Origin of the sequence: Kineococcus xinjiangensis, assembly GCF_002934625.1 — a bacterium.
GTDB classification, from domain to species: domain Bacteria; phylum Actinomycetota; class Actinomycetes; order Actinomycetales; family Kineococcaceae; genus Kineococcus_A; species Kineococcus_A xinjiangensis.
In genome coordinates this window covers 59538-80598 of record NZ_PTJD01000002.1, presented here as the reverse complement: position 1 = coordinate 80598, position 21061 = coordinate 59538, and the positions used below count along the sequence as shown (strand labels likewise).

General features: G+C 75.9%; 18 protein-coding genes. 9 read left to right on the top strand and 9 right to left on the bottom strand.

Annotation, left to right across the window (positions count from 1 at the left end):
- Positions 1-15 precede the first annotated feature (15 nt).
- The 3 genes from CLV92_RS03280 to CLV92_RS03270 all read left to right on the top strand — a co-directional run bounded on the left by CLV92_RS03280 (position 16) and on the right by CLV92_RS03270 (position 2361).
- Positions 16-1305, top strand: a complete 1290-nt coding sequence (locus CLV92_RS03280) for an adenylosuccinate synthase (RefSeq protein ID WP_104431387.1) — start codon at positions 16-18, stop codon at positions 1303-1305.
- A gap of 13 nt (positions 1306-1318) precedes the next feature.
- A complete protein-coding gene (locus CLV92_RS03275) occupies positions 1319-1795 on the top strand; it encodes a GNAT family N-acetyltransferase (protein WP_104431637.1) in 477 nt (158 codons plus the stop codon).
- A 113-nt stretch (positions 1796-1908) separates the two neighbouring features.
- Positions 1909-2361: a CHRD domain-containing protein gene (locus tag CLV92_RS03270; RefSeq protein ID WP_104431386.1), complete on the top strand. Its 453-nt coding sequence runs from the start codon at positions 1909-1911 to the stop codon at positions 2359-2361.
- Between the two features lie 111 nt (positions 2362-2472).
- Here the strand turns inward: CLV92_RS03270 and aroC are convergent, their stop codons facing one another.
- Complete coding sequence (gene aroC, locus CLV92_RS03265) at positions 2473-3711, bottom strand: chorismate synthase (protein ID WP_104431385.1); 1239 nt, start codon at positions 3709-3711, stop codon at positions 2473-2475.
- Positions 3712-3881: 170 nt separating this feature from the next.
- Between aroC and CLV92_RS03260 the strand changes: the two genes are divergently transcribed.
- Positions 3882-5939 (top strand): HelD family protein, encoded by a 2058-nt coding sequence (locus CLV92_RS03260; protein ID WP_104431636.1) that lies wholly within the window; start codon positions 3882-3884, stop codon positions 5937-5939.
- Here the strand turns inward: CLV92_RS03260 and CLV92_RS03255 are convergent.
- Complete coding sequence (locus CLV92_RS03255; RefSeq protein ID WP_158257112.1) at positions 5852-6409, bottom strand: DUF4304 domain-containing protein; 558 nt, start codon at positions 6407-6409, stop codon at positions 5852-5854. The two genes, CLV92_RS03260 and CLV92_RS03255, sit on opposite strands and share 88 nt — an antisense overlap.
- 117 nt (positions 6410-6526) lie before the next feature.
- Positions 6527-7003, bottom strand: coding sequence for an Lrp/AsnC family transcriptional regulator (locus CLV92_RS22750; RefSeq protein WP_104431383.1), 477 nt, complete (start codon positions 7001-7003; stop codon positions 6527-6529).
- Positions 7004-7132: 129 nt separating this feature from the next.
- On the opposite strand from CLV92_RS22750, the gene CLV92_RS03245 reads away from it, so the two are divergent.
- From CLV92_RS03245 to CLV92_RS03230, 4 genes are all read left to right on the top strand, one after another.
- A complete protein-coding gene (locus CLV92_RS03245; RefSeq protein WP_104431382.1) occupies positions 7133-7900 on the top strand; it encodes an IclR family transcriptional regulator in 768 nt (255 codons plus the stop codon).
- A 109-nt stretch (positions 7901-8009) separates the two neighbouring features.
- Positions 8010-9182 carry a 4-hydroxybenzoate 3-monooxygenase gene (locus CLV92_RS03240; protein WP_104431381.1) on the top strand — a complete coding sequence of 391 codons (1173 nt, stop codon included), beginning with the start codon at positions 8010-8012 and terminating at the stop codon, positions 9180-9182.
- A gap of 57 nt (positions 9183-9239) precedes the next feature.
- The gene (locus CLV92_RS03235) at positions 9240-12359 is read left to right on the top strand and encodes a hypothetical protein (protein WP_104431380.1); all 3120 of its coding nucleotides are present in this window, start codon (positions 9240-9242) and stop codon (positions 12357-12359) included.
- Positions 12360-12363: 4 nt separating this feature from the next.
- Positions 12364-13311: a 3-methyladenine DNA glycosylase gene (locus CLV92_RS03230; RefSeq protein WP_245886381.1), complete on the top strand. Its 948-nt coding sequence runs from the start codon at positions 12364-12366 to the stop codon at positions 13309-13311.
- On the opposite strand, the gene CLV92_RS03225 is transcribed toward CLV92_RS03230, so the two are convergent.
- The 6 genes from CLV92_RS03225 to CLV92_RS03200 form a co-directional block, all read right to left on the bottom strand.
- The gene (locus tag CLV92_RS03225) at positions 13297-14220 is read right to left on the bottom strand and encodes a siderophore-interacting protein (RefSeq protein WP_104431379.1); all 924 of its coding nucleotides are present in this window, start codon (positions 14218-14220) and stop codon (positions 13297-13299) included. The two genes, CLV92_RS03230 and CLV92_RS03225, sit on opposite strands and share 15 nt — an antisense overlap.
- Positions 14217-15194: a siderophore-interacting protein gene (locus CLV92_RS03220; RefSeq protein WP_211290827.1), complete on the bottom strand. Its 978-nt coding sequence runs from the start codon at positions 15192-15194 to the stop codon at positions 14217-14219. Before CLV92_RS03220 ends, CLV92_RS03225 begins: the two co-directional genes overlap by 4 nt.
- Before the next feature lie 185 nt (positions 15195-15379).
- A complete protein-coding gene (locus tag CLV92_RS03215) occupies positions 15380-15829 on the bottom strand; it encodes a DUF4383 domain-containing protein (protein ID WP_104431378.1) in 450 nt (149 codons plus the stop codon).
- Positions 15830-15961: 132 nt separating this feature from the next.
- Complete coding sequence (locus CLV92_RS03210) at positions 15962-17647, bottom strand: alpha-amylase family protein (protein ID WP_104431633.1); 1686 nt, start codon at positions 17645-17647, stop codon at positions 15962-15964.
- Between the two features lie 5 nt (positions 17648-17652).
- On the bottom strand, positions 17653-18627 hold the full coding sequence (locus CLV92_RS03205; RefSeq protein WP_104431377.1) for a TIGR03885 family FMN-dependent LLM class oxidoreductase: 975 nt from the start codon (positions 18625-18627) through the stop codon (positions 17653-17655).
- Between the two features lie 47 nt (positions 18628-18674).
- The gene (locus CLV92_RS03200; RefSeq protein ID WP_158257111.1) at positions 18675-19763 is read right to left on the bottom strand and encodes an FUSC family protein; all 1089 of its coding nucleotides are present in this window, start codon (positions 19761-19763) and stop codon (positions 18675-18677) included.
- Positions 19764-19799: 36 nt separating this feature from the next.
- Here CLV92_RS03200 and purD point away from each other — a divergent pair, with 36 nt between their 5' ends.
- The gene (purD, locus tag CLV92_RS03195; RefSeq protein ID WP_104431375.1) at positions 19800-21059 is read left to right on the top strand and encodes a phosphoribosylamine--glycine ligase; all 1260 of its coding nucleotides are present in this window, start codon (positions 19800-19802) and stop codon (positions 21057-21059) included.
- Positions 21060-21061 lie beyond the last annotated feature (2 nt).

The following is a 21061-nucleotide window of genomic DNA, read 5'->3' as shown; positions in this document are numbered from 1 at the left end:
GAAGCAGGGGATCTGATGCCCGCGATCGTGCTCGTCGGGGCCCAGTGGGGCGACGAGGGCAAGGGCAAGGCGACCGACGCGCTCGGCGCGCGGGCCGACTACGTCGTGAAGTTCAACGGCGGCAACAACGCCGGGCACACGGTCGTGGTGGGCTCCGAGAAGTACGCGCTGCACCTGCTGCCGTCCGGCATCCTCACCCCGGGCGTCACCCCGGTCATCGGCAACGGGGTCGTCGTCGACCTCTCCGTGCTGTTCGAGGAGCTGGAGGGGCTGACCGCACGCGGGGTCGACTGCTCCCGCCTGCTCGTCTCGGCCAACGCGCACGTCATCGCGCCGTACCACCGCACGATCGACAAGGTCACCGAGCGCTTCCTGGGCAAGCGCCGCATCGGCACGACGGGCCGGGGCATCGGCCCCACCTACGCCGACAAGATCAACCGGGTGGGCATCCGCATCCAGGACCTCTTCGACGAGGGCATCCTGCGGCAGAAGCTCGAGGGCGCCCTGGACCAGAAGAACCACCTGCTGGTGAAGGTGTACAACCGCCGGGCCATCACGGTGGACGAGGTGGCCGAGGAGCTGCTGGCGTACGCGGAGCGGCTGCGGCCGATGGTCCGCGACACCGCGCTGGAGCTGACGAGCGCCCTCGACCGCGGCGAGATGGTGCTGTTCGAGGCCGGCCAGGCCACGCTGCTGGACATCGACCACGGCACCTACCCGTTCGTGACGTCCTCCAGCGCCGTCTCGGCGGGCGCCTGCACGGGCAGCGGGGTGCCGCCGAACCGCATCGACCGGATCATCGCCGTCGTCAAGGCGTACACGACCCGCGTCGGCGAGGGCCCGTTCCCGACGGAGCTGCTGGACGCGGACGGGGAGAAGCTGCGCGCCGACGGCGGCGAGTACGGCACCACGACGGGCCGGCCGCGCCGCTGCGGCTGGTACGACGCGCCGATCGCCCGCTACGCGGCTCGCATCAACGGCGTGACGGACTTCGTGCTGACGAAGCTGGACACCCTCACTGGCTGGGAGCGCATCCCGGTCTGCGTGGCGTACGACGTCGACGGGGTGCGCCACGACGAGATGCCGATGACGCAGACGGACTTCCACCACGCCAAGCCGGTCTACGAGTTCCTCGACGGCTGGACCGAGGACATCACGGGCGCGCGCAGCTTCGACGAGCTGCCGAAGGCGGCGCAGCGCTACGTGGAGCGGCTGGAGGAGATCAGCGGCGCGCGGATCTCCGCGGTGGGCGTCGGCCCGGACCGCGAGCAGACCGTCGTGCGGCACGACCTGCTCGGTGGCTGACGACCCGCAGCGGATGACGGGGCCGCGGCCGGTGGCGGGGGTGCAGCCGGTGGTGGACGCCGTCCTGCGGGAGGCCCCGCTGGCGGCGATGGACCCGACCACGCTGTACGCCCTCCTGCGGCTGCGGGTGGACGTGTTCGTCGTGGAGCAGGAGTGCGCCTACCCGGAGCTGGACGGTCGCGACCTGGAGCCGGACGCGCTGCAGCTGTGGGCGGAGGCCGGCGGGAGCGTGGCCGCCGCCGCCCGGCTGCTGCGCGACGCGGACGGGCGCGCCCGCATCGGCCGGGTCGTGGTCGCCCCGGGCGCCCGGGGGGCGGGGCTGGCGGGGCGGCTGCTGCGGCGGGCGCTGGAGCTGGCTGGGGACGTCGACGTGGTGCTCGACGCGCAGAGCCACCTGGAGCCCTTCTACGCCGGGCACGGCTTCGTCGTGGACGGGCCGGAGTTCGTCGAGGACGGCATCCCGCACCTGCCGATGCTGCGGCGCGCCTGAGGGAACCCGGACGGGGCCCGCGAACTCGTGGCGCGTTCACCCATCCGGGGGGCGTCCGGCGCCGAAGAGGGGGCGCGAGGACAGGCCTCGCACGGATCGCAAGGAGCGCCCTCATGCGCAAGCCCCTCACCGCTCTCCTCACCGCCGGCGCTGTCCTGGTCGCCGGCGCCGGCGCCACCGTCCTCACCGCGGGTCCCGCGATGGCCGGCCACGAGGTGACCGTCCTGACGACGAAGCTGGACGGGAAGAACGAGGTCCCCACCAAGGGCGACCCGAACGGGCGGGGCAAGGCGACGGTCTTCGGCGTCGACGGCAACCCGGACCGCCTCTGCTACACCCTGAAGGTCAGCAAGATCGACACGGCGACCGGCGCGCACATCCACGAGGCCGCCGAGGGCGTGAACGGCCCCGTGGTCGTCAGCCTCGCCCCGCCCTCCGACGGCGACTCCGCCGGCTGCGTCGACACGCCGCTGGCCCAGGAGATCCTCTCCAGCCCGCAGGACTACTACGTCAACGTGCACAACGCGGAGTACCCCGGCGGCGCGCTGCGCGGCCAGCTCGGCTGATCCCGCACCACCTCGCCGCCGCCCCCGGAAAGGACCCTTTCCGGGGGCGGAGCGGCACCCAGCACCCCGGAAAGGGTCCTTTCCGGGGTGCGCGTGGTCGCGGGGGGCGGCTCAGGCCTCCGGGGCGACCTGCACGGGCAGCGCGTCGAGGTAGGAGCGGACGTTGGCGCGGACCTGCTCGACGCTGTCGCCGCCGAACTTCTCCAGCACCGCGTCGGCCAGCACCAGCGCCACCATGGCCTCCGCCACGACCCCGGCCGCGGGGACGGCGCAGACGTCGCTGCGCTGGGCGATGGCCTGGGCCTTCTCGCCGGAGGCGGTGTCGACGGTGTCGAGGGCGCGCGGGACGGTCGAGATGGGCTTCATGGCCGCCCGCACGCGCAGGGTCTGGCCGTTGGACATGCCCCCCTCGACGCCGCCGGCCCGGTCGGTGCGCCGCCGCACGACCATCCCCTCCGCGCCGGTGCCGCCGTCGACGCGCTCGATCTCGTCGTGGGCGGCGGAACCGCGGCGGCGGGCCGTCTCGAACCCGTCGCCGACCTCGACGCCCTTGATGGCCTGGATGCCCATGAGCGCCGCGGCCAGTCGCGCGTCGAGCTTGCGGTCCCAGTGCACGTACGAGCCCAGGCCCGGCGGCAGGCCGTGCACGACGACCTCCACGACCCCGCCGAGGGTGTCGCCCTCGGAGTGGGCGGCGTCGACCTCGGCGACCATCGCCGCGCTGGTGGCCGGGTCCAGGCAGCGCACGGGGTCGGCGTCGATGCGCTCCCGGTCCCCGCGGGCCGGGACGGTGCCCGCCGGGACGGCGACGGCGCCCAGCGACACGACGTGGCTGACGACCTCCGCGCCGACGGCCTGGGCGAGGAACTGCCGGGCGACCTCGCCGAGGGCGACGCGGGTGGCGGTCTCGCGGGCGCTGGCGCGCTCGAGGACGGGGCGGGCGTCGTCGAAGCCGTACTTCTGCATCCCCGTCAGGTCGGCGTGGCCGGGGCGGGGGCGGGTGAGGGCCGCGGAGCGGCCGCGGTTGGGCAGGCGGCCGGGCTCGTCGTAGCGGCGGCCCTCGGCATCGGTGGGGTCGGCGGCCATGACCTCGCTCCAGCGGGGCCACTCGCTGTTGCCGATGCGCAGGGCGATCGGGCCGCCCTGGGTGCGGCCGTGCCGGACGCCGCCGATGATCTCCAGCGCGTCCTGCTCGAAGCCCATGCGGGCGCCGCGGCCGTGGCCGAGGCGCCGGCGGGCCAGGGCGGTGGAGATGTCGGAACTCGTGACCTCCACCCCGGCGGGCATCCCCTCGAGGATGCCGGCGAGGGCCGGACCGTGGGACTCACCTGCAGTCAGCCAGCGCAGCACGCACCGAGTCTCCCAGACGGGTGGGGGTGACCCGGACGGCGCCCCGCCCCTAGAATGGGCGAGTTTTGCTCGATCCGATTTCCCTCGCTTCCCCGACTTTATTCTCCCGCGTTTTCCGGGGAGATCGCAACGTTGTTTCCCCGGACAATTCGGGGCAGCATTTCCGGGTGATGTCGACCGCTCCTCCCGGGGAACCGGGCCCCGCCGACCCCGATCCGGTCCTCGCCGCCGAGCAGCGCCACCTCGACGCGGCCCGCGCCGAACTGGCCCGCATGCGCGCCCACGTGGAGTCCCTCGTCCCCGACGGCGGGGACGCCGTCGCCGACGCACAGCTCGCCTGGACCCTGCACCGGCGCGCGCTCAGCCTGGCCGACGACCCCGCCACCACCCTCTTCTTCGGCCGCACCGACCACGACGGCGGCGAGCGCTTCTACATCGGCCGCCGCCACGTCACCGACGCCGCGGGCGATCCCGTCGTCGTCGACTGGCGCGCCGACGTCTCCCGCGCCTTCTACCGGGCCAGCCGCACCGAGCCGCACGGCGTCCGGCTGCGCCGCCGTTTCGGGGTGGAGCGCGGGCGGCTGTCGGCCTACGAGGACGAGCACCTCGTGGCGGCTCCCGAGGAGGACGCCGACGCCCCCAGCCGCATCCTGGCGGCGGAGATCGAGCGGCCCCGCTCCGGGCCCATGCGCGACATCGTCGCCACCATCCAGCCGGAGCAGGACGCCCTCGTGCGCGCCGACCTCGCCACGAGCGTCTGCGTGCAGGGCGCGCCCGGCACCGGCAAGACCGCCGTCGGCCTGCACCGGGCGGCCTGGCTGCTCTACGCCCACCGCGAGCGCCTCACCCGGCAGGGCGTCCTCGTCGTCGGACCCAACCGGGCCTTCCTCTCCCACATCGGCGCGGTCCTGCCCGCGCTGGGGGAGGTGGAGGTCGGGCACACCACCGTCGCCGGGCTCGTCCCGCCCGGCACCCGGGTGCGCGGGGCGGACGATGTGGCCGTCGCCGTGCTCAAGGGCGAGGCCCGGACGGCGCAGGTGCTGCGCGCGGCGGTGTGGTCGGCCGTCCGCGACCCCGCCGAGGTCCTCGACGGCGGTGCGCTCGTCGTGACCCGCGGCTCGCGGCGCTGGCGGGTGCCCGGCTACGAGCTGCGCGACCTGCTGGACGAGCTGCGCGGGCGCGGCGTGCGCTACGAGGCCGCCCGGGCCCTGCTGCCGCACCGCCTCGCCCACGCCGTCCTGCAGCAGATGGAGGCCGCGGGGGACTCCCCCGACGACCGGGTGGCCGACGCCGTCGCCCGCAGCGCCGAGGTGCGCCGCGCCGCGAAGGCGCTGTGGCCGCCGCTGGACCCCGCGAGGGTGCTGCACCGGCTGCTGTCGGAGCCGGAGTTCCTCCGCGGCTGCGCCGACGGGGTGCTCGACGCGGACGAGCAGGAGCTGCTGCGCTGGCACCGGCCGTCCCGCACCCCCGGCGCGGCCCGGTGGAGCGCCGCCGACGCGGTCCTCCTCGACGAGCTGGCCGACCTGCTGGAGCGCACCCCCTCGGTGGCGCACGTGGTGCTCGACGAGGCGCAGGACCTCTCCGCGATGCAGCTGCGCGCCGTGGCCCGCCGCTGCTCCACCGGCTCGGTGACGGTGCTGGGCGACATCGCGCAGGGGACCACCCCCTGGTCGGCGCGCGAGTGGCCCGAGGTGCTCGCGCACCTGGGGAAGCCGGACGGGCGGCTGGAGGTCCTCGACCGCGGCTTCCGCGTGCCCTCGGCGGTGCTGGACTACGCGACGCGGCTGCTGCCGCACATCGCCGCGGGCCTGTCCCGCCCGCGCTCCGTGCGGGAGGACCCCGGCTCCCTGGAGGTGCTGGCCGCGGGGGCGCTGTGGCCGGCCGTCGCGGCGGCGGTGGAGCGGGCCGCCGCCGTGGAGGGGTCGGTGGGGGTGGTGGTCGCCGACGCGGACGTGCCCGCCGCCGCCCGGGCGCTGGGCGCCGTCCCGCACGCGATCCTCGGGGAGGACAGCGCACCGGCGCGGGTCCAGGTGGTGCCGGCGTCGCTGGCGAAGGGCCTGGAGTTCGACCGCGTCGTGGTCGCCGAGCCGGCCGCGATCGTCGCCGCCGAGCCGGACGAGCGCACCGGCCTGCGCCGCCTCTACGTGGTGCTGACCCGCGCGGTGTCCGGGCTCGTCGTCGTGCACGCCCGGCCCCTGCCGCCGGCGCTCGCGGGGGGCGACGGCTGACAGCAGGCCTGCCGCGGCACCTCGAGGAGCTGCCGGACCTCGGCACGCACCATCACGTGCGGGGAAACCTCGGCGTCCAGGGCGTGCCTCAACCGGGGGAGGTCCACGACGCGGTCCAGCATCCCGACGACCGGTCCGGCCACCTGCTGCGCGACGGCGTCCCGCCACGCCTGGGCGCCCACGGCGGCCAGCGCCTCGCCGTCCAGGAGGCGGATGCCCTCCAGCGGCACCTCCAGAATGCGTTCCGCCCGGAACCTCACCATGCACTTGCGTTCGGGAAGCCAGTCGCCCACCACGGAGGCGGCCGGGGAGAACCCCAGGTTCAGGTAGACCGTCGAGTCCCACTCGGACGCCTGCAGGTTCAGCACCGAGTACAGGGCCGGCCCGAGGCGGTACCAGGAGCGCCTGCGGCGGCGGAAGCCCAGGTCCTTCAAGGGCTTCCCGAAGACCGCGGAGAGTTCGCCGACCACTGCCGCCGAATCCCGCGGACCGTCCGTCGACCCGACCACCGGCCACGTCGGACCCGGTTCCATGGACCTCTTCCCTTCCCGGGAACCCGCAGGGCGCGCCTCAGCCGACCGGGCTGCTCACTCCACCAGGCCCCGGAGCAGCGGGGTGATGCGGTAGGGGACGAGTTCGCGCATCGCCAGCGAGGTGCGGGTGCGGGTGACGCCCTCGACGGCGAGGATCGCCTGCCCGACCAGGTAGAGGTGGTCGGCGTCGCGGGCGGCCACGTGGCACATCAGGTCGCTCTCGCCGGTGATGCCGTGCACCTCGAGCACCTCGGGGATCTGCGACAGCCCCTCCAGGGCGCGGTCCTGGCGGATCTGGTGGATCTCCACCATGACGAACGCGGTGACCGTGAAGCCGAGGGCCGCGGGGGCCAGGCGCCGGGTGAAGGAGTCCAGGACCCCGTCGGCCTCCAGGCGTTCCAGGTGGGCCTGCACGGTGCCCCGGGCCAGGCCGAGGAGGCGGGAGAGCCCCAGCACCGTGGCGCGCGGGTCGGAGTCCAGAGCCAGGAGGATCCGGGCGTCGGTGGTGTCGAGGCGGCGCACCCGGCACATTGTGTCGGACGCCCTGCCGGGTGGTATGGACGTTCTGCCCATCCACGGGTCTCGATCCTGCATCGGCGCAGGGCCGGCGGGAGGGGCCCGGCGACGACCTGGCGGTGGTGGCGGACCGGAGGGGGCGACGTGGCGGGCGGTGCGCGGCAGCCGGGGCGCTCGGTGACCTCGCGCGTCCTCGCGGTCCTCGGCGCGTTCGACGCCGACCACGCGGAACTGCCGCTCACCGCCGTGGCCGAGCGCAGCGGGCTGCCGCTGAGCACCGCCCACCGCCTCGTCGCCGAACTCACGGCGTGGGGGGCGCTGACCCGCACGGCCGGGGGGAGCTACCGGGTGGGGCTGCGGCTGTGGGAGCTGGGACAGCTCGCCCCGGGGAGTTGGCGGGAGCTGGCGCACCCGTGGCTGCAGGAGCTGTCGGCGGCCACTCGGGAGAACGTGCACCTGGCCGTGTGCGACGGGACGGAGGTCCTCTACGTGGAGAAGGTCCACGGCCGGCGGGCGGTGCCGATCGCCTCGCGGGTGGGCGGGCGCCTGCCGCTGCACACCACGGGCGTCGGCAAGGTGCTGCTTGCGTGGCGGGGCGCGGAGTTCGTGCACACCTACCTGGCGCGGGAGCTGGAGCGGCCGACGCCCTACGCCCTCACCGAGCCGGGGCGCCTGCACCGGGAGCTGGAGGAGGTCCGCCGCCGGGGGTGGGCCTCGACGGCGGAGGAGATGACGCTGGGGTCCTGCTCCCTGGCGGTGCCGGTGCGCCGGGGCGGGGGTGCGTCGGGCCGGGTGGTGGCGGCGGTGGGGGTGGTGGTGGCCGCCTCGCGCACGCAGGAGCTGCCGCGGTTGCTGCCCGCGCTGCTGCGCACCGCCGAGGGCATCGGGCGCGGGGTGGCGGGCGGCGCCTGACCGGGTTTCCGCTGGGCGGAAGCGGGCCGGTGCGCGGCGCCCGCCCCGGGCCCACCCTCGGGAGGCACCGGGCCGGGAGCGGGCCGGGCCGCCGAGTCGAGGAGGACGCGTGCGCACCCAGGTCGGGATCGTCGGGGCAGGGCCCGCGGGGCTGGTGCTGTCGCACCTGCTGCACCTGCACGGCATCGAGTCGGTCGTGCTGGAGGCGCGAGACCGCGCCTACGTGGAGTCGCGGGTCCGGGCCGGGGTGCTGGAGCACGCCACCGCCGACCTGCTGCGGCAGGCCGGGCTGGGGGAGCGGATGGACGCCGAGGGGCTGCCCCACGAGGGCATCTCCCTGCAGTTCGAGGGGGAGCGCCACCGCATCCCCATGACGGCCCTCACCGGCCGCCGCATCACCGTCTACGGGCAGCAGGAGGTGGTTCGGGACCTCATCGCCCGCAGGCTCGCAGACGGCGGACGCATCGTGTTCGAGGCCGCGGAGGTCCGCGTCGACGGCGTCGAGGCCGACGACCCGGTGGTCACCTGGACCGCGGCGGGGCGGCGGGAGGAGCTGCGCTGCGACGTCGTCGTCGGCTGCGACGGCTTCCACGGCACGACGCGCTCGGCCGTGCCGGCGGGCCTGCTGCGCACCCACCAGCGGACCTACCCCTTCGCGTGGCTGGGCATCCTCGCGGAGGCGGAACCGGCGGTCGACGAGCTCGTCTACTCGCTGCACGAGCGCGGCTTCGCCCTCTACAGCATGCGCTCGCCCGCGGTGTCGCGCCTCTACCTGCAGGTCCGCCCCGACACCGACCTCGCGGACTGGCCGCACGAGCGGATCTGGGCGGAGCTCGAGACCCGCCTCGGCGGCAGCGACGGCCCCGGGCCGAACCGCGGGCGCATCGTCGACGTCGGGGTCACCCCCATGCGCAGCGTCGTCACCGAGCCCCTGCAGCACCGCTCGCTGTTCCTCGCCGGCGACGCCGTGCACATCGTGCCCCCGACCGGCGCGAAGGGCATGAACCTCGCCGTCCACGACGTGCGGGTGCTGGCGGAGGGGCTGGAGGCGCACTTCCACCGCGGCGACCGCTCGCACCTGGAGCGCTACACGCAGACGGCGCTGCGCAGGGTCTGGCGGGCGCAGCACTTCTCCTGGTGGATGACGTCCATGCTGCACCGGATGGACGAGGGCGAGGGGAGCGCCGGCGACTACGGCCACCGCGTCCAGATCGCGCAGCTGCGCAACGTCGTGGAGTCCGAGGCGTACGCGCGGGCGCTGAGCGAGAACTACGTCGGCTGACCGGGGAGCCCGCGCGGACCTCGACCCCGGACCGTGGTGGGGGGAGGATCGGGTGCCGTGCCGCTCTACCGCACCGCGCTGGTCTTCGCGATCCTCACGGGTCTGCTGGTCCTCGACCGCCTCGAGGCCGGCCTGGCCCGGATGCACGGCGAGGAGCACCCCTCCGGCGGGTTCGGGACGGTGGCGTCCCCGGGCAGCGTGGTCGCCCCCTCCGACGGCTTGGCCGTGCTGCGGGGCTGGCGGGCCTGGGCGGCGGACCCGCCCCTGGAGTCGCTGCAGCCGCCCGGCCCGCTGCTGGGGGCCTACGCCCTGGTGGACCTCGCGCTGGTGGCGGTCCCGCTCTTCCTGCTCCTGCGGTGGGCGGCCCGGCGCAGCCCCGCCGAGCCGGGCGGCGGGGTGGTGGCCGCCGTGCTCGGCGGTGCCCGCACGGCCGCCGCGGTCTACCTCGCCGCCGACGTCGTGGAGACCGCGTCGCTGGCCCTGCTGTGGCACAGCCTCAGCTCGTTCGGGGTGGGTCTCCTGGGGGCGGTGTCGCTCCTGAAGCTCGTCGCGCTGGGGCTGGCGCTGGCCGGGATCGCCGTGGCGTGGCGGGAGCGCGCCCGTGCGGCCGGACCGCGGGTGCCCGCGGTGCCCGGCGGGCGTGCTCGCTCGCGCTCGGTGGCGCTGCGCGGGCAGGCCGTGGTCCTCGCCCTCCTGCTCGGCGTCCTGGTGGCGCTGTCGGGGAACATCGGCTTCCAGGTGGACGACGTCGTCGTGCGGGCCGCGTCCTCCCCCCTGGCCGCCTCCGCCGCGACGCTCGCGGCGGCCGGGCTGGCCCTGGTGCAGTGGGCGGGGGGCAGGGCCGCCCTGCGGGCCTACGCCGACGCGCCGGGGCAGTGGGCGCTGACGGAGCGGGCCGCGCGCCGGCTGCTGGCGGGCGGGGCCGCCGTGCTGCTCGCCGGGGTGGGGGTGACGGCGCTGACGGCGCTCGACGGGCCGCTGTCCGCGTGGGCGAGCCTCGGCGCGCCGCTGGCGGTGGCCGGGGCCGGGGTCCTGCTGCTCGCGGTGCTGTGCCGCTCGGAGGGCCTGCGCACGGCCCGGTACCCGCAGCAGCAGGTGGTCCCGGAGGAGGAGACCCCGGAACAGGAGGAGGCGCGCCTCGGCGTGGAGCGCACGCTCCTGCTGGTGCTGGCCACCGCGGGCCCCCTGGCGCTGGTCGCGGCGATCCTGCGTGCCGTCGTCAGCCTCGCGGTCGGCGGCCGGTTCTCCGGGGGGCTGCTGCTGTGGGCGCTCGTCATGCTCGCCGTGGTCGTGCTGGTGGGCCGCCTGGCGCTGCGGCACTCGGCGCCGGCCACGGCCCCGGACCCGGACGTGCCCCTGCTGCGGTGGGGAGCCGCCGCCGGCGCCGTCGTCCTGCTCGGCTTCCTCGCCGACCCGGTGTGGACGATGCCGCTGGGCACGGTGACGGTCCTCTTCGCCGGTGCGCTGGCGCTCTCCGTCGTCGTGACCGCGCTGGTGCTCCTCGGCGACCGCTTCGCCCCGCCCCCGCCGCTGCGGGTGCTGCGGCTGCGCCGGATGCCGGTGCTGGCCCTCGTGGTGCTCTTCGTCGCGGCCACCAGCGTGGCCGACCGCGAGGCGCCGTACTACGACGTCCGCCTCCGCGGCGACGCGGCTCCCGCGCTGCTGCCGCTCACCGATCCCCCCGGGGCCACGGCACCGGCCGGCGGCGTTCTGCCGGCCTGGCTCGCGGAGCAGCAGCCGGGGCCCCGGGCGGTCCCGGCCGGCACCCGGCCCACCGTGCCCCTCGTGCTGGTCGCCGGGTCCGGCGGCGGCATCCGCGGCGCCTACTGGACCGCCCTGACCATGGAGTGCCTGTTCGGCGCCCACCTGGCCGGCGACGCCCAGCTCGGCCCCGTCTGCCCCGCCACCCCGCGCGCCTCCGGGGTCTTCCTCGCCTCGGGCGTCTCCGGCAGCAGCGTCGGCCTGGCCATGCTGCGCGCGGAGGAGCTGCGCCGCGACGCCCTGCCGGACGCGGAGCGCGCCGCGGAGTCCGAGGCGCTCGCGGACGGGGACCGCGCGCCCTGGCTGCGGCCCGCCTTCGACGCCGACTACGTCGCCCCCGCGGTGGCGGCCACCCTGTTCCGGGACCTGCCCAACAGCGCGCTGCGGCTGCCGCTGCCGGCGTGGAACCGGGCCGCCAGCCTGGAGCGCGCCTGGCAGGAGCGGAACCCGCGGCTGGTCGCGGGAACGGGGGCCAGCGGCGTGGACGGCGCCGGTCCCCGCTTCCCGCTGCTGCTGTTCAACGGCACCTCCGTGGAGGACGGCTGCCGGGTGGCGGTGTCCCCGCTGCGGCTGGCGCCGAGCAGCGTGCCGGGCCCCGACTGCCTGACGGCCGGCCAGTTCAGCGCCGCCGGCGCCGCGGGGCGTGCTCCCGACGGCGTGCTGGCCGCCACGGAGGACGCGCTCACCGCCACGTGCCCGCGCGGCGGGGGTTCCGCCCGTGACGTGCGCCTGTCGACCGCCGCGCTGCTGTCGGCGCGCTTCCCCTACGTCTCGCCGTCCGGGGCGCTGCTGACGTGCACGGAGGGGACGACGTCGGACGAGCGCCGCACCTACGTGCTGGACGGGGGGCTGCTGGAGAACTCCGGCGCCGACGCGCTCGTCGAGGTGTGGGCCGCGCTGGAGCCGCAGGTGCGCGCGGTCAACGCCGACGCCACGCAGCCGTTCTGCGTGGTGCCGCGCCTGCTGCTGCTGGACAACTCCTTCGCCGACGCCGGGCCGTGGCAGGCCGCCGCCCGCTCCCCGCAGCTCCTCGCCCCCGCGGCGGGTGCCCTCGGCGTCCTCGGCGGCCAGGCCTCCACCGCGCAGCAGGAGGCGCAGATCGCGGTGACCCGGGCGGTGGCGGAGTTCGACGCGACCGTGGCGCTGCCGAGGGCGGGGACCCGCTGCGCCCCCGCCGGGGGTGAGGCCGTGGCGCACCTGTTCCCGCGTGCGCGGCCGGGTTCGCAGGCGCCCCTGGGGTGGACGCTCGCCGAGCCGTCCCGGCTGGCGCTGCGCACCGCCCTCTGCGGGGAGCGCAACCTGCGCCAGCTCGCGGTGGTGGACGGCTGGTTCGGGGGCGGGTCCGGCCGGCCGGGTGGGGTGCGGCAGCAGGAGCGGGAATGCGCGGAGCGAAGCCCCGGCGAGCACTACGGTTGACGGGGTGTCCGACGTCCTGCCCGAGCAGCTGCTCCCTGAGGGGGGAGCGCCTCTCGTCCTTCCCGAGGAGGCCTGGCGCGCCCGCGAGGCCGCTCACGCCGAGCGGGCGGAGCGCCTCACCGCCGCGGCCCGTGAGCGCCGCGAGCGCGGGGAGTCCCACGCGGTGGAGGACTTCCTCTACACGTACTACCCGTGGGCGCCTGGACGGCTGCGGCGCTGGCACCCGGGCACGGGGGTCGTGCTGGCCGGGCCGGCCGCCGTCGGGCGAGCCGGCTGGGCGCACTACACCCGCACCTGCGCCGGGGTGGCGGTGGACGCCGCGGGGATCGCGGCGGCCCGCACCGCCACGGTGCGGCTGGCGGCGTCGGTGCTGTCGGCGACCCTGACCCGCCCGGCGCAGCTCGGCTGCTTCGGCCTGCACGAGTGGGCGATGGTGCACCGGACCCCCGCGCCGGAGATCCGCCACTCGCGGCTGCCCCTGCGCCTCGGCAGCGCGGGCACCGACGCCGTCGTGGAGGCGCACCGGATCCGGTGCAGCCACTTCGACGCCTTCCGCTTCTTCACGCCCACCGCCGTGCCGCGCAACGAGGTGCAGCCGCGGCGGGAGACCCAGGCGGCGCTGGAGCAGCCGGGGTGCCTGCACGCCACGATGGACTGCTACCGCTGGGCGATGAAGCTGTCCCCGGCGGTGCCGGGGGAGCTGCTGCTGGACTGCTTCGAGCTGGCGCGCGACGTGCGGGTGCTCGACATGCGGGCCTCGCCGTACGACGTCAGCGGTTACGGCCTGAGCCCCGTCGCGATCGAGACCCCGCAGGGCAAGGCCGAGTACGTCGCCGCGCAGCGGGAGTTCGCGCAGCGGGCGGAACCCCTGCGCCGGAGCCTGCTCGGGGTGTGCGAGGACCTGCTGGCGGCACTGCCCCCGGACGGGTCGCGGGATTCAGCCGGCGGCTGAGGCGTCCTGCTCGTCCAGTTCGACCGCGCGGTTCCAATCCTGCTTCTCCGCGCGCCAGTCCTCGTCGCTGCGCCCGCACCGCCAGTAGCCCGACGCCGAGAGCAGCTCCTTCGGCACCCCCAGTTCGAGTCGGGCCCAGCGGCGCAGCTGCCGCACCGCATCGGCCTCGCCGTGGAGGAAGGCGTGGGGGGTTCCCTCCGGGCGGGGGAGTTCCCGCGCGGCCCGGACGAGCGCGTCGCGGCCGCCGCCGGCGCTGCGGTGCACCCAGCGGACGAGGGCGTCGGCCGCGGTGGGCAGGGGCTGCTCGTCCTCGGGCCCCTCGACCTCGACGACGACGCGGGCGGGCACCCCCGCCGGAAGCTTCCCGAGGATGACGGCGATGGCGGGCAGGGCGCTGTCGTCGCCGACCAGCAGGTGCCAGTCCGCCTCGGGGGCGGGGGTGAAGGCGCCGCCGGGGCCGAGGAGGTGGATGACGTCGCCGGGGCGGACGGCGGCCGCCCAGGGCCCGGCGAGGCCCGCGTCGCCGTGGACGACGAGGTCCAGCGTCAGCTCACCGCGCTCGGCGTCGAAGGCGCGCACCGTGTAGGTGCGAGGCCGCGGCCACTCCTCGCGCGGGTGGTCGCGCCGCACCGCCGCCATGTCCAGGGGGTCGGGGTAGCTCGCGCCGGGCACGCCGAAGAGCAGCTTCACGTAGGAGTCGGTGAAGCGGGGTTCGAAGTCGTCGAACTCGCCGCCGAGGACGACGCGCACCACGTGCGGGGTGAGGCGCCCGGCGCGCAGGACGACGGCGCGGCGGGTCGGTCCGCCCTTGGTGCTCTGGCCGGTCGTGCCGGTGACGGCCGACGCGATGCGCCCGCCGGCCTCTGCGACCTGTCCCGCCACCTGCCGCAGCACGTCCCCGGCGCTCATGCGTGCTCCGCCCGTCCCCGTCGCCAGTAGCCCATGAAGGCCACGCTCTCGCGCGGCACGCCCACCTCGCGCACCAGGTGCCGGCGCAGCTCCTTGACCATGCCGGCCTCCCCGGCCAGCCAGGCGTAGAGCCCGTCCTGCCCGCACGCGCCGGGGGCGTCGGGGACCTCCCACAGCAGGCCCGCGTCGACGTCGACGTCCTCCAGCACCGGCACCTGGGCGCCGGTGGCGCCGAGGCCGGCCGTGTGCCGGCGGACCGCCTCGGTGAGGAGGCGCCCGTGCGGGGCGCGGCTGCCTGCGCGGGGCATCCACTCGATGCGGGCGTCGGCGGCGGTGGTCAGCGGCAGGATGTCCGCGGCCTGCGGCACCTCCAGCAGCGCGGTCACGTGCAGGTGCTGCGGCAGGGCCTCGAGGATGGCGGAGATGGCGGGCACGGCGGTCTCGTCCCCGGCGAGCAGCACGGAGCGGGCGGCCGGCGGGGGAGCGAACTCCACGCCCCACATCCGGCCGGTGCCGGGGGCGCTGGGGCCGATGACGACGACGCGGTCACCGGGGGTCGCGGTGGCGGCCCAGGTGGCGGCGGGCCCGGCGTGCTCGGGGCCGGTGCGCTGGAGGCCGGCCTGCGCGGTGTCGACGTCGTGCAGGACGAAGTCGACGTCGATCTCCCCGGCGGCGGGACGGGCGGCGCGCACCGTGTAGGTCCGCATCGGGGGGCGCGTCTCCTCCGGCAGGGCGCGCCACCAGCCGAACCAGTCCTCGGGGGCGTCCTGCCAGCGCCGGCCCGCCACGGGCGGCACGACCTTGATGCGCTGGTCCCACCCGGCGGCGCCGAAGTCCGCGAGGTCCGCCCCGCCGAGGGTGATGCGCACGAAGCCGGGGGACAACCGCTGCCGCCGCACGACCTGGAGGTGGAAGGGGCGGTAGCGGGGCGCGGTCACCACGACGGGTGCCGCGCCGGCTGCCAGGACGCTCACGGGGACCCCTCTGCTCGGTGCGCGCGCCGGACGGCGTGCTTAGGCAAGGCTAACCGATGTGGGGGTCGGTTCGTCCAGACGGGGACCCCGGAGGTGCGCGACCCGGCCGGCGCGGGGGCCCGGAACGCGGAGAGGCCACCCGGGATCCCGGGTGGCCTCTCCGATCGGACGGGAGTGGGAGTCGCTCAGGCGCGGGTGCGACGGTCGCGGCCGCCGATGAGGCTGAGACCGATCATGGCGACACCGAGCACCAGGTGCAGCCAGTTGTCCGCGGTGTTCAGCGGGACGAAGTTGGCGGGGGAGTCGTGGCCGATGACCAGGCCGTACAGCCACAGCACCAGGTAGATCGCGCCGCCGATCATCAGGTAGCTGCGGGCGGCCGCGGCGGTGCGGGACATGGCCAGGCCCGCCACGCCGAAGAGGAGGTGGACGACGTTGTGCAGGACCGAGACCTGGAACAGGCCGAGCAGGAACGCGTTGGACTCGTGACCGGCGAAGGTCATCTGCCCGAAGTTGGTCGTGATCCCGGGGATGAACCCGAGGACGCCCACCAGGAGGAAGACGGCCCCGACGGCCTTCGCGATGGTGGGCAGCGGGCTGCGGGTGTGCAGCGAGGTGTCCGAGTAGGCGCTCATGCCGTCCAAGTACCCCCGTCGGCCGGAATCACTCCTGTTCCCGGCTCTTCGTTACCGTCTCGTGTCGAAATGCTGAGCCGTCCGGGGGAAGCCCCGGGGCAGGCTGCGCCGAACGGGTGATCTGCGGTGGCGTCAGGGCAGGCGCCGGTCCCCGGGGCGCACCCACCGCAACCACCGGTGGCCGTAGCCGTCGAGCGGCAGTTCCACCGAACCGCCCTCGCCGAGGGGGGTCTCGCCGTCGCCGAGCAGGTCCACCAGCCGGTCGCCCGGCCCGGCGCCCTCCAGGGTCAGCGGCACGGTGCAGGCGTCGGGGCCCAGGTTGTGCACGGCGACGGTGCAGGCCTCGTCCCACGTGACGCTGTGCGCCAGCACGGCGGGGACCGGCTGCTCCAGGACGGCGAAGCGGCCCCAGCCCAGTTCCGGGCACTCGCGGTAGCGGCGCACGAGCTGCCGCACGAAGTTCAACAGCGAGCCGGGGTCGCGACGCTGGTCGGCCACGTTGACGTGCTCCGGCCCGAACGGGCCCTCGACCACCGGGCCGGGCAGCTCCTCCGCTGCGGCAGAGGAGAAACCGCCGTTCTCCCCGGACGTCCACTGCATCGGGGTCCGCACGGCCAGGCGCCCCTCCGCCTCCAGGTTCTCCCCCATGCCGATCTCCTCCCCGTAGAACAGCACGGGGGTCCCCGGCAGGGAGAACAGCAGGCTGTACACCATCCGCACCCGCCGCGGGTCGCCGTCGAGCATGGGCGGCAGCCGCCGGGTCAGGCCGCGGCCGTAGACCTGCATCCGCTCCTCGGGGCCGAAGGCGGCGAACACCTCCTGCCGCTCGGCGTCGGAGAGCTTGTCGAGGGTGAGCTCGTCGTGGTTGCGCACGAACGTCGCCCACTGGCAGTCGGAGGAGGTCTCCGGCCGCGCCAGGAGCGCCTCCGCGAGCGGCCCCGCGTCCGCCCGGGCCAGCGACAGGTACATCTTCTGCATGGCGATGAAGTCGAACAGCATGGTCAGCTCGTCGCCGTCGTCGCCGCCGAAGAACTCCAGCTGCTCCTCGTGCGGGAGGTTCACCTCGCCGAGCAGCACCCCGTCCCCGACGCGCCGGCCGAGGAAGGACCGCAGCGACCGCAGGTAGGCGTGGGGGTCGGCGAAGTCCTCGCCCTCGCCGTCGGCGGCCCCCTCCACCCCCATCGTCTCCAGGAAGAACGGCACCGCGTCGACCCGGAACCCGGCCAGCCCGAGCTCCAGCCAGAACCCCATCATCTTCGCGATCTCGTCGCGGACGCGGGGGTTGGTGACGTTCAGGTCCGGCTGCTCCTTGTAGAAGCGGTGCAGGTAGTACTGCCCGGCCTGCTCGTCGTACGTCCAGACGCTGTCCTCCTGGTCGGGGAAGACGGGGTCGGGCTGCTCCTCGGGCGGCTCGTCGCGCCACACGTAGAAGTCGCGGAACGGCGAGTCCGGGCTGGAGCGCGCCGCCTGGAACCACGGGTGCTGCCGGGAGGTGTGGTTGACCACGAGGTCGGCGATCACCCGGATGCCGCGGTCGTTGGCGGTGCGGATCACCTCGACCAGGTCCCCGAGGGAACCCAGCCGGGGGTCGACCGCGTAGAAGTCGGAGATGTCGTAGCCGTCGTCGCGCTCGGGCGTGGGGTAGAAGGGCATCAGCCACAGGCAGGTGACGCCGAGGTCCGCGAGGTAGTCGATGCGCTGGGCCAGGCCCTCCAGGTCACCGATCCCGTCGCCGTTCCAGTCGAGGAACGTCTCCACGTCCAGGCAGTACACGACCGCCGTCTTCCACCACAGGTCGCTGGTGTCGGTGATCCGCACCGGGTTCACCCGACCTTCGGCGTGACGCCCAGCTGCGGCAGCACCCGGGAACCGAAGACGTCGATGAACTCGTCCTGCTCCTTGCCGACGTGGTGCAGGTACACCTCGTCGAAGCCCACCTCGATGAGCTCCTGCAGCCAGGCGGTGAGCCGGCCCGGGTCGGAGGAGACGAGCACGGCCTCCCGCACGGCCTCCGGGGGCACGTGCTTGGCGGCCTCGTCGAAGGCGTGCGGGGTGTCGAGGTCCCAGCACACCGGCGGCTGGAACACGTTGGTGCGCCACTGGTCGTGGGCGATGGCGAGGGCGGTGTCCTCGTCGGCGGCGTAGGACACGTGGACCTGCAGGACGAGGCGACCGCGCCCGCCGCCGCCCCGGTACGCCTCGACCATCCGCCGCAGGTGGTCCAGGGGCTGGTTGATGGTGGCGAGGCCGTCGGCCCAGCCCGCCACCCAGCCGGCGGTCTCCACGCTCACCGCGGTCCCGATGAACGGCGGCGGCTCCTCCGGCAGGGTCCACAGCTTCGCCCGGTCCACGGTCACGAGTCCGTCGTGGCTGACCTCCTCACCGGCCAGCAGCGCCCGCATGACGTCGACGCACTCCCGCAGCCGGGCGTTGCGGAGGCTCTTGCGGGGCCACCCGCCGCCGGTGACGTGCTCGTTGGCCGCCTCCCCGGAGCCCAGGGCGACCCAGAACCGGCCCGGGTACATCGCCGTCAGGGTCGCGGCCGCCTGCGCGATGATCGCCGGGTGGTAGCGCTGGCCCGGGGCGTTGACCACCCCGAACGGCAACGTCGTCGCCTGCAGCGCGGCGCCCAGCCACGACCACGCGAACGCCGACTGCCCCTGCCGCTCGCTCCAGGGCACGAGGTGGTCGGAGCACATCGCCGCGGTGAAGCCGGCCTGCTCGGCCCGCTGGGCGGCGGCGAGCAGCGCGCTCGGGTGGACCTGCTCGTGCGAGGCGTGGAACCCGATCACGGTCATGTCGGCAGAGCCTCCCGCTGCGGCGGCGAGCCCGCCACCGGAACGGCTCACCGCGGCATGAGCCGGCGCGCCTCCTCCAGGGGGATCCCGTGCGCCTCCAGCAGGTCCGCCACCGCGGAGCGGACCTGGGCCACGACGACCGTGGCGGAGAGGCCGTCCGCGCCGAGGGTCCTGGGGCCCAGCCGCACGGCGAGCTCCTTCAGCCCGCTGACGACGGGGGGCTGCGTCTCGCCCTCCCACGCCGGCGCCCCCAGCGTCCGCACGACGGCCGCGAGCTCCTCGAACACCCCGGCGAGGGAGTCGGGCATCTGCTCCCCGAACTCCAGGGCGGTGCGCACCCGCCGGACGGCGACGCGGAGGTTGCGGGTGGCCCGGTCCACCCCGGCCTCCAGCCGCTCCTGCGCCGAGACCTCCTCCCGCCCGCCCCACCGCAGCGGCGAGATGCGGTTGACCTCCTGGCCGGCCGTGACGGACTCCGCCCACGCGTCCAGCTCGGCCTGCGTGCCGCGCACCGCCTCCAGGGCGCGTGCCGCGAGCGCGGCGTCGTGCTCCCGGACGGCGCGGGCGGTGTCGTCGAGCACCGCGGCCAGGCGCTCGACGTAGGAGGCGGTGCGGGCGCGCAACTCCCGGCGCGGGTCGGAGGGCAGCAGCGCGGCGATGAGCAGCGCCACCACCGCGCCCGTCATGGCGTCCAGCCAGCGCGCGGAGTTGCCGCCCGGCTGCGGGGGCAGGGCCAGGACGAACACCGCCTGCAGCGCGGTCTGGTTGACGATGAGGTTGCCCGCGTCGAGGAAGCGGGCCACGGCCATGCCGAGGACGACGATCAGCCCGATCTGCCAGCCGCCGTGGCCGATCCACTGCACGATCAGCGACCCGAGCAGCACGCCGACCGTCACGCCGACGCCGAGCTCCCCGACCCGGCGCAGCCGCTGCCCGTCGGTGACGCCGAGGCTGATGACGGCGGCCACGGCGGCGAACACGGGCGCGGGCTGGTCCCACAGCGCCCGCGCGAGGTGCCAGGCGACGGCGGCGCCCAGGCCGCACTGCAGGATCTGCCACCAGGAGCCCTTCCAGCGCAGGGCGCCCGAGCGCACCCGCGGCCCCAGCACGGGGAAGTGGATGCTGAACCGGCTCACCGCCCGATCCTGGCGCACGCACTAGGCTCCCGGCCCGTGGAGGTCCTCGTTCTCGGCTCCGGTGCACGTGAGCACGCCATCGTCCGCAGCCTGCTCGCCGACCCGGAGGTGACCCGCGTGGTCGCCGCCCCGGGCAACGCGGGCATCGCCACCGTCGCCGCGTGCGAGCCGGTGGACGTCTCTGACCCGGAGGCGGTCGCCGACGTGGCGCGGCGCACCGGGGTGGACCTGGTCGTCGTCGGCCCCGAGGTGCCGCTGGTCGCGGGGGCCGCCGACGCCGTGCGCGCGGCGGGCATCGCCTGCTTCGGCCCGTCGGCGGAGGCCGCGCGCCTGGAGGGCTCCAAGGCCTTCGCCAAGGAGGTGATGGCCGCGGCCGGGGTGCCGACCGCGCTGGCGCACCTGTGCACCACCGAGGACGAGGTCGCGGCCGCGCTCGACGCCTTCGGGGCCCCGTACGTCGTCAAGGACGACGGCCTCGCCGCCGGCAAGGGCGTCGTGGTCACGGACGAGCGGGACGCCGCGCTGGCGCACGCGCGGGCGTGCCTGTCCCGCGAGGGCGGCGCCGTGGTCGTGGAGGAGTTCCTCGACGGCCCGGAGGTCTCCCTGTTCTGCGTGTGCGACGGCACCGACGTGGTGCCGCTGGCCCCCGCCCAGGACTTCAAGCGCCTCGGGGACGGCGACGAGGGGCCGAACACGGGCGGCATGGGCGCGTACTCGCCGCTGCCGTGGGCTCCGGCGGACCTGACGGAGGAGGTCCTGGAGCGGGTGGCGCGCCCGGTGGTGGCCGAGATGGCCCGCCGCGGCACGCCGTTCAGCGGCGTCCTCTACTGCGGCCTGGCGCTGACGTCGCGCGGGGTGCGGGTCATCGAGTTCAACGCCCGCTTCGGCGACCCGGAGACGCAGGTCGTGCTGGCGCGGCTGGTCACGCCGCTGGCGGGGCTGCTGCGCGCCGCCGCGGAGGGCGGCCTGGCGCAGGTGCCGCCGCTGCGGTGGCGCCCGGAGGCGGCGGTGACCGTGGTGGTGGCGGCGCCCGGCTACCCGGGGACGCCGCTGACGGGTGAGGTCGTCGGCGGGCTGGAGGCGGCCGACGCGGTGGCGGACGCCTACGTCCTGCACGCGGGCACCGCCGTGCGCGACGGCGCGGTGGTCAGCGCGGGCGGGCGGGTGCTGTCCGTGGTGGGCACCGGCGCGGACCTGGCGGCCGCGCGGATGGCCGCCTACACGGCGGTCGACGCGGTCGAGCTGGTCGGCGGGCAGTTCCGCCGCGACATCGCCGCGGCGGCCGCCGAGGGCTGAGC